At 63.3% G+C, this 10,455-nt stretch carries 12 protein-coding genes; 5 read left to right on the plus strand and 7 right to left on the minus strand.

Translation table 11 applies throughout. The features are described from left to right. Positions 1-141 precede the first annotated feature (141 nt). Positions 142-1,872, plus strand: coding sequence for a dipeptidase (locus N436_RS21900; RefSeq protein ID WP_105947424.1), 1,731 nt, complete (start codon positions 142-144; stop codon positions 1,870-1,872). A 354-nt stretch (positions 1,873-2,226) separates the two neighbouring features. Next, the gene (locus tag N436_RS21905; RefSeq protein ID WP_110741931.1) at positions 2,227-2,664 is read left to right on the plus strand and encodes a CBS domain-containing protein; all 438 of its coding nucleotides are present in this window, start codon (positions 2,227-2,229) and stop codon (positions 2,662-2,664) included. A 6-nt stretch (positions 2,665-2,670) separates the two neighbouring features. On the opposite strand, the gene N436_RS21910 is transcribed toward N436_RS21905, so the two are convergent. The 3 genes from N436_RS21910 to N436_RS21920 all read right to left on the minus strand — a co-directional run bounded on the left by N436_RS21910 (position 2,671) and on the right by N436_RS21920 (position 4,141). Further along, entirely contained in the window at positions 2,671-3,309 is a 639-nt protein-coding gene (locus N436_RS21910) for an NADH:ubiquinone oxidoreductase subunit N (RefSeq protein ID WP_105947425.1), read from the minus strand. A gap of 69 nt (positions 3,310-3,378) precedes the next feature. Beyond that, positions 3,379-3,621 (minus strand): DUF2789 domain-containing protein, encoded by a 243-nt coding sequence (locus N436_RS21915; RefSeq protein ID WP_105947426.1) that lies wholly within the window; start codon positions 3,619-3,621, stop codon positions 3,379-3,381. A 61-nt stretch (positions 3,622-3,682) separates the two neighbouring features. After that, positions 3,683-4,141, minus strand: coding sequence for an aminoacyl-tRNA deacylase (locus N436_RS21920; RefSeq protein WP_016714419.1), 459 nt, complete (start codon positions 4,139-4,141; stop codon positions 3,683-3,685). A 98-nt stretch (positions 4,142-4,239) separates the two neighbouring features. Here N436_RS21920 and N436_RS21925 point away from each other — a divergent pair, with 98 nt between their 5' ends. Both N436_RS21925 and N436_RS21930 read left to right on the plus strand, forming a co-directional pair. Continuing rightward, positions 4,240-5,586, plus strand: a complete 1,347-nt coding sequence (locus N436_RS21925) for a nodulation protein NfeD (RefSeq protein ID WP_110741932.1) — start codon at positions 4,240-4,242, stop codon at positions 5,584-5,586. Positions 5,587-5,588: 2 nt separating this feature from the next. Beyond that, positions 5,589-6,341 carry a slipin family protein gene (locus N436_RS21930; protein ID WP_105947428.1) on the plus strand — a complete coding sequence of 251 codons (753 nt, stop codon included), beginning with the start codon at positions 5,589-5,591 and terminating at the stop codon, positions 6,339-6,341. 30 nt (positions 6,342-6,371) lie between these two features. Here the strand turns inward: N436_RS21930 and N436_RS21935 are convergent, their stop codons facing one another. The 3 genes from N436_RS21935 to N436_RS21945 form a co-directional block, all read right to left on the minus strand. Beyond that, the gene (locus tag N436_RS21935; protein ID WP_105947429.1) at positions 6,372-7,004 is read right to left on the minus strand and encodes a LysE family transporter; all 633 of its coding nucleotides are present in this window, start codon (positions 7,002-7,004) and stop codon (positions 6,372-6,374) included. A 79-nt stretch (positions 7,005-7,083) separates the two neighbouring features. Next, a complete protein-coding gene (locus N436_RS21940; RefSeq protein WP_060499459.1) occupies positions 7,084-7,671 on the minus strand; it encodes a mechanosensitive ion channel family protein in 588 nt (195 codons plus the stop codon). Then, positions 7,671-9,581 carry an ATP-binding cassette domain-containing protein gene (locus N436_RS21945; RefSeq protein WP_028699562.1) on the minus strand — a complete coding sequence of 637 codons (1,911 nt, stop codon included), beginning with the start codon at positions 9,579-9,581 and terminating at the stop codon, positions 7,671-7,673. Before N436_RS21945 ends, N436_RS21940 begins: the two co-directional genes overlap by 1 nt. A gap of 50 nt (positions 9,582-9,631) precedes the next feature. Between N436_RS21945 and N436_RS21950 the strand changes: the two genes are divergently transcribed. Continuing rightward, entirely contained in the window at positions 9,632-10,114 is a 483-nt protein-coding gene (locus tag N436_RS21950) for a TIGR02444 family protein (protein WP_105947431.1), read from the plus strand. Here N436_RS21950 and N436_RS28630 read toward each other — a convergent pair. After that, on the minus strand, positions 10,090-10,455 hold a 366-nt coding region (locus N436_RS28630; protein WP_218278266.1), incomplete at its 5' end, for a hypothetical protein. The two genes, N436_RS21950 and N436_RS28630, sit on opposite strands and share 25 nt — an antisense overlap.

Genomic DNA, 10,455 nt, shown 5'->3' on the forward strand with positions numbered 1-10,455 from the left:
GAGCCCGGGGCTTTTTCGTTTGTGCGACATGTCGCGTTTCTGGCACTCCCGTGCCATAGGTCATTGGTGTTAGCGTGGGCGTCTTCCCGTTTTTCGAACGGGTAACCCACAACAATGATTGGCGAAGGAATGCACGCAACCATGCACCTGAAAAAACTCACCGCCACCACCCTGCTGCTGGCCAGCATCGGCCTGTTCACCCAGCCGGCCCAGGCCAACCTCACCCAGCAGCAGTCCGCTGCCATCGTCAAAGCCTTCGACGGCAGCAACCCAAGCGACTTCAAGCAGTTCCTCGACAAGCTCAAAGGCAGCGACCTTGCCAAGGCCGACAACCTCGGGGCAACCCTCGACGCCTACCTGGCCGGCAAGCCACTGGCCGCCGAGCAGCAAGACGAGATCAACCGCCTGCTCGGCCTGTATACCCGCATCAAGTATGGCAAGGCCGCCACCGAAACCCTGCGCGAGCTGGTGGCCATCCCCACCTTCAATGTCGAGGGTACGCCGCAGTACCAGAACCCCGAGTTCCTCAAGATTGCCGACAAGATCAAGGCCCTGGCCGACAGCTTTGGCCTGGCCTTCCGCAACATCGACAACCGCGTGTACGAGATTTCGCTCGGCAGCGGCAAGGAAGTAATCGGCATCCATGCCCATGCCGACGTCGTGCCGGTCAACCCGGACAACTGGAAGCTGGCCGACGGCACACGCCTGGACCCGTTCAAGGTCACTCTGGTTGGCGACCGCATGTACGGCCGTGGCACCGAAGACGACAAGAACGGCATCGTGGTGGCGATGTACGCGCTGAAAGTGGCCAAGGACGAGAACCTGCCGCTGGCCCGGCAGTTCAAGCTGCTGATCGACACCACCGAAGAAACCAGCGGTGACGCCATCCCTTACTACTTCGAGCGCAACCCCACGCCCGACTACAACCTGGCCCTCGACGGCGGCTACCCGGTGGTGATCGCCGAGAAAGGCTACGGCACGGTCATGGCCAGCTTCAGCAAGCGGGCGGGCACTGGCAAGGGCGCAGAAATCGTCAACCTGACTGGCGGCCTGGCCACCAACCAGATCCCGACCACCTCGGTAGCGACCCTGGTTTCAGACAACCCGACGCAGTTGGCCAAACAGTTGCAGCAAGCCGGTGCCAAGTACGTGAAGCAGCATGGCGGCGACTTCAGCATCGACGCCAAAGCTGAGGGCAAGAACGTGCTGCTCACGGTGACCGGTGTTTCCGCCCACTCTTCGGAGCCGGAGTCCGGGGTGAACCCGGTGGCCCGCATGCTCGACTTCATCAACGGCGTGGACAAGCAGGTTCCGCTCAAGCACAACCACTTCACCGACGCCGCCCGCTACGCCGCCGACAACTGGGGCCTGGACTACCTGGGCAACAAACTCGGCGTGGCGTTCAAGGACGCATTCATGGGCCCGCTGACTGCCTCGCTGACGTTTGTCGGGGTGGATGACAAAGGCCTGAAACTGGCGGTGAACCTGCGTATTCCGAAGGGCAAGCCGATCGCCACGATCAAGGACGAACTGGCTGACAAACTGGGCAAGTGGACCCGCCAAAGCCACACCTCGGTAGCCTTCGACTACAGCCTGGACGAGCCGATGTACCGCAACCCCGAGGGCGAATGGGTCAAGGCCCTGCTCGCGGTGGCCACCGAGAACCTGGGCATGAAGCATGAGTTCGGCACCTCGGCCGGCGCAACCTCGGTGCACGACCTGCCCAACGGCGTGCAGTTCGGCCTGGCCATGCCGGATGTGAAGTACACCGGGCACAACGACAACGAGTTCAAGACGGTGGAGCAGTTCATGCTGGACCTGCAGATCGTGAGCGAGATGGTGGCGCGGCTCGGGCAGATGCCGAAGCTCTGATTGGCAGTACCGGCCTCTTCGCGGCTAAAGCCGCTCCCACAGGTACAGCATATGCCTGAGGTTTGCGCTGTACTTGTGGGAGCGGGCGTGCCCGCGAACACCGGCGCAGCCGGTGCCATCTATCGCATTGCCTGCTTCGCGGGCTTGCCCGCTCCCACAGTGTGAACCACACAGAATTCAAAGGTGGTGCAATTCCTGTGGGAGCGGCTTCAGCCGCGAAGAAGCCGGAACAGGCATTCAACCCATGACGTTTTTCAATCGACTCCATGCCGTTTCCTGCATTGCCGTGCAGAGCGCCGTGCCGGATGCTTTAGTTACTCCGAGACAGCGCTTTTTTCACCCGCAGAGGCCCGTATGAAGACCGTCGAACAAATCCTCAAGACCAAGTCCCAGCACCAGACCGTGTACACCATCGGCCCGGATGACTCGGTGCTCGACGCCCTGAAAATGCTGGCGGAGAAAAACGTCGGTGCGCTGCCCGTGGTCGAGGGCAACCAGGTGGTGGGTATCGTCAGTGAACGGGACTATGCGCGCAAACTGGTGCTGAAGGGCCGCTCGTCCGCCGCCACCCCCGTGCGCGAAATCATGAGTGCTCCAGTGGTCACCGTGGAGCCCAAGCAGAAGCTCGATTTCTGCATGAACCTGATGACCGATCGCCACCTGCGTCACCTGCCGGTGGTCGACAATGGCAAACTGCTTGGCCTGTTGTCGATCGGTGACTTGGTCAAGGAAACCATCACCGAACAGGCCAGCCTGATCCTGCAACTGGAGCAATACATCCGCGGAGAATGACGCCTCTCAATGGTAGGCGCGCTCCAGCTCGTCCAGCTGATGGTCGAAGCTGCGCAGGCGCGCCGACCACGTGTACACCAGCACCTCAAGGTCACGGTTGAGCACGGCAGTATTGCCATGGCCACTGCAGGTGGGCTCGCCCAGGTCCAGCTGGTAGCGTTCACGGGCCATGGCCTGGGCCACGCTGGACAGGTCGCGGGCGTTGGCCAGCCAGTGGTGATGGTGGTCATGGATTTCACGGTCCAGTGCTCGGCACTGGCGCTTCAGGGCATCCAGGCTCTGCTCCAGCGGCGTGCCCTTGAGTTCGCCCATGACCTCTTCGAAGGTGCGCCCCGAATGCCAGTAGCTACCCCAGAAGTAGCGGTCGAACACCGTCTCGACACGGCGTAAGGCCACCTTGGTGTTCCAGATGGTCAGCAACGTTCGCCCCTGGATCACTTCACGCTTGTTCAGGTGCAACTGCTGCCAGGCAATCCACGTCAGGGCCACCAGTGCAACCGCCACAGTGACAGCGGCAGCGGCATACAAAAAATGCACTGCCTGATTCATCTGTTGCGTCTGCCTGATGCCGTAGAAGTAACTGGCCGTCAGGGTGCCCAGGATCGTCACGGAGCACCAGAAGCCTGGTGCGTAGGGATCTTTCATCGCGCTATCCCCTTATTGTTTTCCTGAGCATAGCAACGGCCAATCACTCGTCAGGTGCCGCTCGGCGCTTTATTTTCGGGGGCGGCGCAACGCTTCGTTGAGTTGATCGAAAGGCTCCGCCCAATCGGCATCCTCAATGATGCTGTCCTTGAGAAAGGCACGCTGGGAGTCGGTCCAGAACGGCGCATCCACCAGCTTGATTTCGTTCTTCAGCGGTGAATGGCTGGTGATGAACTGATCGATACTCTCGGGATCGTCGGGCAGGCCCAGCTGTTTGAACAGGTCGGCAAAGCGATGAATCGGCGCTTCCATGGTTCCTCCTCGGTGCCAGGCAAGCCGTCCACGACGCCCGCCTGGCAGTGGTGTGAAAACATCAGCACAGCTCGCGCACTTCGGCGTGCGGCACCAGTTTCATGTACTGCTCCATGCTCATGTGGATCAAGTGATCGTGGTCACCCGCCTCCAGGTAGACATCGCCTTGGCGGGTAAGGCTCGGGTCGAGCAGCATTTTTATCTGGTAGGCATCACCAAGGGCCGGCACGGCGCCGCGCTCGCAGTCACTGAACAGGCTAGGCAAGCCGCTTTCCCGGGTGAGTTGCCAGGCCCCGGACATGCGCACCTTGGTCATGTCCAGGTGCCGGTTGGCCGGTAGCACGGCCATGATGTAGTTGCCATGACGGTCATCGAGCATCACCGACTTGGCGACCCGCTCGGCGGGCACGCCGGCCGTACGGGCCGACTCCAGGCTGGTGGCCGAATGGGGATGGGGAATGATGTCGTAATCGCAGTTGGCCTTGTCCAGGCGGGCCTGCAGGGTTTTAGCCATACGCATGATGCACCTCCGGTTTCGCCCCCCAATCTCCAATTTTAGGCCTGGCAGCGGCAGGCAGGGCTAAACTTGTGCAATAGAGGCAAACGAGGTGACGACAGGTGATCGCCCGCTGCTGGCGCTGGCTGTTGCTGCTGTTGCTGCTTGGCATTACGCCCGGCGGTCAGGCAGCGCCCGGCGCAGTGTGGGTGCTGGGCATCGACGATGCCATCGGCCCTGCCAGCGCCGATTACCTGGTACGCAGCCTCGACCAGGCCCGGGCACAGGGCGCGCAGCTTGTGGTCATCCGCATGGATACCCCAGGCGGGCTGGACAGCGCCATGCGCCAGATGATCAAGGCGATTCTCGCCAGTCCCGTGCCAGTGGCCACCTACGTTGCGCCCAGCGGTGCCCGCGCCGCCAGCGCAGGCACCTATATCCTTTGCGCCAGCCATGTTGCCGCAATGGCGCCCGGGACCAACCTGGGCGCCGCCACCCCCGTACAGATCGGCGGCCCCCCAGGTGCCCCCAAGGACGACAAGACCAAGGGCAGCGATGATGAAACCCTGGCACGCAAGCAGGTCAACGACGCCGCGGCCTACATCCGCAGCCTGGCGCAACTGCGTGGGCGCAATGCCGAGTGGGCGGAGAAGGCCGTGCGCGAGGCCGTCAGCCTGCCCGCCAGCGAAGCCTTGCGGCTGAATGTGATCGACCTGATAGCCGATGACCTGCCCGACCTTTTGCGCAAGCTGGATGGCAAAACGCTGCAGGTCGCCGGCCAACCGCACCCGCTGCAGACTGTCGGCGCCAGCCTGGTCGAGCACCTGCCGGACTGGCGCACACGGGTGCTGGCCGTGATTACCAATCCCGGCGTAGCACTGATCCTGATCATGATCGGCGTGTATGGCCTGTTGTTCGAGTTCATGAACCCCGGCTCCGCGGTGGGCGGTGTGGTCGGCGGCATTTGCCTGCTGTTGGCGTTGTATGCCCTGCAACTGCTACCGGTGAGTTTCGCCGGGATGGCGCTGATCCTGCTGGGCATCGCCTTCATGATCGCCGAAGCCTTCCTGCCCAGCTTCGGCGTGGTCGGCTTTGGCGGCATCGTCGCCTTCGTGGTCGGCGCGTTGATCCTGATCGACACCGATGCCCCAGGCTTCGGTATCCCGCTGACCTTGATCGGTACCTTGGCCGTGCTTTCGGCGCTGCTGATCGGTGGCGTGCTGGGCATGGCCCTGAAGGCACGACGGCGGGCGCTGGTGAGCGGCGACGCCGGCCTGGTCGGCAGCCTGGCCACCGTCACCCAGGTAATGCCAGGCAACCCGTTCTGTGGCGTGGTGCTGGCCCAGGGCGAGCAATGGCAAGTGCAATGCGCAACGCCGCTGCAAGCTGGCCAGAACGTGCGGGTGACCGCGCGCCATGGCGTGATGCTGGAAGTGAGCGCCGCCACGCCTGCGGCGCAAGGAGAATGAGCATGTTCATGCAAGTGGGTTTCGGCGCGGTGCTGATCGTGCTGACGATGCTGTTGCTATCGGCGTTTCGCATCCTGCGCGAATACGAGCGCGGCGTGGTGTTCCAGCTGGGCCGCTTCTGGCAGGTCAAGGGGCCGGGGCTGATCCTGTTGATTCCGGTGGTCCAGCAGATGGTACGGGTCGACCTGCGCACCGTGGTGCTGGATGTGCCGCCGCAGGACGTGATCACACGCGACAACGTGTCGGTCAAGGTCAACGCGGTGGTGTACTTCCGCGTGCTGGATCCGCAGAAGGCGATTATCCAGGTCGAGGATTTTCTGGTGGCGACCAGCCAGTTGGCCCAGACCACATTGCGCGCTGTGCTGGGCAAACATGAACTGGACGAGTTGCTGGCCGAACGCGAGCAGTTGAACCTGGACATCCGCCAGGTGCTGGATGCGCAGACCGATGCCTGGGGCATCAAGGTGGCCAATGTCGAGATCAAGCATGTCGACCTGAACGAATCGATGGTGCGTGCCATCGCCCGGCAGGCCGAGGCCGAACGTGAACGGCGGGCCAAGGTCATTCATGCCGAGGGCGAGTTGCAGGCGTCGGAGAAGCTGATGCAGGCGGCACAGATGCTGAGCAAGGAGCCGGGGGCGATGCAGTTGCGCTACATGCAGACGCTGGGGACGATTGCCGGGGACAAGAGCTCGACCATTGTCTTCCCGTTGCCGGTAGATCTGCTCAAGGGATTGGTGGACAAACAGAAATAGCTGGGGCCTCTACAAGGCCCCAGCTGGCTATCAGAGAGGTGCGCGGCGCAACGTGGCCAGGAAGGTGGCCGCCCCAATGAACAACCCGGCAAAGGTACGGTTCAGGCGCTTCTGCTGTTTGGGCGTACGCAGCAGACGCAACACCCGCGAAGCCAACCCGGTGTAGCCCGCCATCACCAACATGTCCACACTGATCATGGTCACGGTGATCGCCACATATTGTGGCAGCAACGGCGCATGCGGGTTAAGGAACTGCGGCAGCACCGCCAGCATGAACACCAGTGCCTTGGGGTTGCTGACGTTGACCAGGAAACCGCGGAACACCAGGCTCAGCGGTTTGCCGATCGGGCGCACGCCAGACTCATCGGCCATGTCCATCGGCAAGGCACGCCATTGCTTGTAGGCCAGATAGACGAGGTAGGCGACGCCAAACCATTTGATGATCTGGAAAGCCGTGGCCGAGGCGGCAAGGATGGCACCGACGCCGGCGGCGATGATGGCGATCTGTACGATCAGGCCCAGTTGCAGGCCCAGAGCATTCCAGTAACCACGCCAGAAGCCGTATTGCAGGCCGCTGGACATCGAGGCAATCGCCCCGGCACCGGGTGAAAGGCTGATCACCCAACAGGCGGCAAAGAAGCCCAACCATACTTCCATCGACATCACACACCTCGCTCGAACATATGTTGCAAAACGTTAAGCTAAGGTGTTGGTGAAAAAATAACCAGCAAATTCTTCAGGTTTAATCTGCCTCGACCGTCGGATCTTTGTGCATCGCCTGCACTTCAGCCCCACGCCAGCGCCGCACCGACTTCTGGAAGAACTGGCTATTGGGCACCTGCACCAGCGCCCCACCCGCCTCGGGCAGCTCCATCAGCGTGGTGAACAGCAGGTTGATGGCGATCACCCGGCCTTTTACGCCCGGCTTGTCCAGGGTGTCGACCAGCTCGACCACATCGCCGATGCGAAACGGCCCCACCGTGAAAATCAGCACCGCGCACAACAGGTTGGACAGCACGCTCCACATGGCGAAGAAGGCCACTGCCGCCACCGCGACGAAGCCGGACAGTGCAGTCCACAGCACCGTTGCGGAAACGCCCAACCGCTCCAGCACGAACAACAGCGCGCTGCCCATGATCAGCCAGCGCAAGCCGCCCCGCACCGGCACCAGCAGCTCCGGTGGCAACGGGTAACGCTGACCCAGGCGGCTCAACCCGCGGGCGACGATGCGCTGCAGGACGAAGGCTGCCACCAGGATCAACAGGATCTGCAAGCCCAGCCAGAAGGTGTCCATCCATTGCCCTGGCAGCAGCGAACGCAGTTCCTCCATCAGGACAGCGCCTCGAGCTCGGCCTGCATGCCCTCGAGCGTTTCCAGCGCTTCCATCCAGGCTTCTTCCAGCTCGCCTTCGCGTTGTTTGAGCTTGGTCTGGCGCGCCAGAAGGTCACGCAGCTCATCCTTGCGCGCGGCCTCGTAGAGGCCACCGTCGCCCAGTGCGGTCTCGATCTCGGCCAGTTGCGCATGCACCTGGTTAAGCTCGGTTTCCAGCTTGTCGGCGGCCTTCTTGTGCGGGGCAAGCTGCTGACGCAAAGCGGCGGCAGCCTGGCGTTGGGCTTTTTTGTCGGTCTTGTCCGGGTTGACCGGGGCGCTACTGGCCGGCGCGCTGCGCTGGCGGTACTCGACCAGCCAACGGCTGTAGTCGTCCAGGTCACCGTCGAAGGCGTCTACCTTGCCATCGGCCACCAGCAGGAAGTCGTCGGTGGTGCTCTTGAGCAAATGTCGATCGTGGGATACCACCACCACGGCACCGGCAAACTCCTGCAAGGCCATGGTCAGCGCCAGGCGCATTTCCAGGTCGAGGTGGTTGGTCGGTTCGTCGAGCAGCAGCAGGTTCGGCCGTTCCCAGGCGATCAGCGCCAGCGCCAGGCGGGCCTTTTCGCCACCAGAGAAGTTCACGACCGGCTCGTCGCAACGAGCGCCATGGAAGTCGAAACCGCCCAGGAAGTCGCGCAGGGTCTGCTCACGCTCGGTGGGCGCGATGCGCTGCAGGTGCAGCAGCGGGCTGGCCTTGTCGTCCAGCGAGTCGAGCTGGTGCTGGGCGAAGTAGCCAACGGCCAGGTTTTCGCCCCGTACCAGGCGGCCAGACAACGGTTCCAGTTCACCCGCAAGGTTCTTGATCAGCGTCGACTTGCCCGCGCCGTTAGGCCCAAGCAAACCGATACGCGCGCCCGGGGTGAGCTGCAACTTGACCTTGTCGAGGATGGCCTTGTCGCCATACCCCAGCCGGCCTTCGGACAGGCTCAGCAACGGGCTGGAGATTTTCTGCGATTCGCGGAAGACGAAGTCGAACGGTGAATCCACATGCGCCGCCGACAGCTCTTCCATGCGCTCCAGGGCCTTGATCCGGCTTTGCGCCTGGCGAGCCTTGGTGGCCTGGGCCTTGAAGCGGGCGATGTATTTTTCCATGTGCGCGCGCTGCGCCTGCTGCTTCTCGTAGGCTTGCTGCTGCTGCGCCAGGCGCTCGGCACGGGTGCGCTCGAAGGCGGTGTAGCCACCTTTGTACAGGTTCAGCTTACGCTGCTCGACGTGCAGCACATGGTCGACCACAGCGTCGAGGAAGTCGCGGTCGTGGGAGATCAGTAACAGCGTGCCGGGGTAGCCCTTGAGCCAGTCTTCCAGCCACAGGATGGCGTCCAGGTCGAGGTGGTTGGTGGGCTCGTCGAGCAGCAGCAGGTCGGACGGGCACATCAGCGCCTGAGCCAGGTTCAGGCGCATTCGCCAGCCACCCGAGAAGTCACCGACGCGGCGATCCATCTGCTCGTTGGTGAAGCCCAGGCCGGCCAGCAGCTTGCGCGCGCGGGCATCGGCGGTATAGCCGTCGGCACTTTCCAGCTCACTGTGCAGGCGCGCCAGGGCAGTGCCGTCGTGGGCCTGCTCGGCGGCGGCCAGTTCGGCCTGGACCTTGCGCAGGCGCACGTCGCCGTCGAGCACATAGTCCACGGCCAGGCGGTCGAGGGTATCGACCTCCTGGCGCATGTGGGCGATGCGCCAGTCGCCGGGCAGTTGGCAGTCACCGGCATCGGGTGACAGCTCACCGCGCAGCAAGGCGAACAGGCTGGATTTTCCGGCACCGTTGGCGCCGATCAGGCCGGCCTTGTGACCGGCGTGCAGGGTCATCTCGGCGCCTTCTAGCAAGCGCTGCGGACCACGCTGTAAAGTGAGGTTGGATAGTCTGATCATGATGGTCGCGGAGTCTACCAGCTTCCTCGGCCCATAGCGCGAGTGGAACCATGCACACCGACCTGTGGAATCACGCCCTGGCCCTGTATGCCAGGCCCGGCGCGGAAGCGGCCTGCCTTGAGCTACAGGCACTGGGTGGCGATGTCTGCCTGCTGTTGTGCGCGACCTGGCTGCAAGCACGAGGCGTGGCGGTGCTGGATGAGCGCGTGCAGGCGTTAACCGAAATAGCCGGGGCCTGGCAGCGTGACGTGGTCGCCCCGTTACGCGGCCTTCGCCAACAATGGCGAGCAGCGGCATCGGGTGATGCGCAACTGGCGGCGTTGCGTGAACAAGTGAAGGGGCTGGAGTTGCAGGCCGAAAAGACCTTGCTTGAGCGTTTGCAGGAGTGCTCGCGACAGTGGCCCACGGACTCGCATGGGCTCACGGACGACTGGCTGGCCCGGCTGGCGCCGGAGCCTGCCCGCCGCCACGACGCGCTTGATCATTTGCGCGCCGCAGCGGCTACGCTTCAGGACGCCGAAGACGGCGCCTGAGCCGAAGTGCTGGCGGGTGTCGACGATGCTACCGAAGCAGCCGGGGTGGCCGAGTTGGTTGCAGCAGCCGGGGTGCTGGCGGCAGGCGTAGCCGGTTTGGCTTCGGCTGGTTTGCTGGCAACAGGTTTGGCGGCAGCTGGCTTGGCGGCCCTGCGTGCCGGGGCTTTGGCGGCAGCTGGTTTCGCGGCTGGCTTGGCTGCGGGTTTGGCAGCAGCAGTCGCTTTGGCAGCTGGCTTCGCCGCAGGTTTGGCTGCAGCAGTCGCTTTGGCGGCTGGCTTCGCCGCAGGTTTGGCGGCAGCGGTCGCTTTGGCAGCTGGCTTCGCCGCAGGCTTGGCAGCAGC

It is taken from the genome of Pseudomonas sp. RV120224-01b (assembly GCF_003208145.1).
Taxonomy (GTDB): Bacteria; Pseudomonadota; Gammaproteobacteria; order Pseudomonadales; family Pseudomonadaceae; genus Aquipseudomonas; species Aquipseudomonas monteilii.

What these genes read in the sequence shown, in the direction of transcription:
- N436_RS21940 (WP_060499459.1), bottom strand. Translation starts at nt 7,671, where the DNA reads ATGGAGGAACTGCGTTCGCTGCTGCCAGGGCAATGGATGGACACCTTC.
- N436_RS21935 (WP_105947429.1), bottom strand. Translation starts at nt 7,004, where the DNA reads ATGTCGATGGAAGTATGGTTGGGCTTCTTTGCCGCCTGTTGGGTGATC.
- N436_RS21945 (WP_028699562.1), bottom strand. Translation starts at nt 9,581, where the DNA reads ATGATCAGACTATCCAACCTCACTTTACAGCGTGGTCCGCAGCGCTTG.
- N436_RS21900 (WP_105947424.1), top strand. Translation starts at nt 142, where the DNA reads ATGCACCTGAAAAAACTCACCGCCACCACCCTGCTGCTGGCCAGCATC.
- N436_RS21915 (WP_105947426.1), bottom strand. Translation starts at nt 3,621, where the DNA reads ATGGAAGCGCCGATTCATCGCTTTGCCGACCTGTTCAAACAGCTGGGC.
- N436_RS21930 (WP_105947428.1), top strand. Translation starts at nt 5,589, where the DNA reads ATGTTCATGCAAGTGGGTTTCGGCGCGGTGCTGATCGTGCTGACGATG.
- N436_RS21910 (WP_105947425.1), bottom strand. Translation starts at nt 3,309, where the DNA reads ATGAAAGATCCCTACGCACCAGGCTTCTGGTGCTCCGTGACGATCCTG.
- N436_RS21950 (WP_105947431.1), top strand. Translation starts at nt 9,632, where the DNA reads ATGCACACCGACCTGTGGAATCACGCCCTGGCCCTGTATGCCAGGCCC.
- N436_RS21905 (WP_110741931.1), top strand. Translation starts at nt 2,227, where the DNA reads ATGAAGACCGTCGAACAAATCCTCAAGACCAAGTCCCAGCACCAGACC.
- N436_RS21920 (WP_016714419.1), bottom strand. Translation starts at nt 4,141, where the DNA reads ATGCGTATGGCTAAAACCCTGCAGGCCCGCCTGGACAAGGCCAACTGC.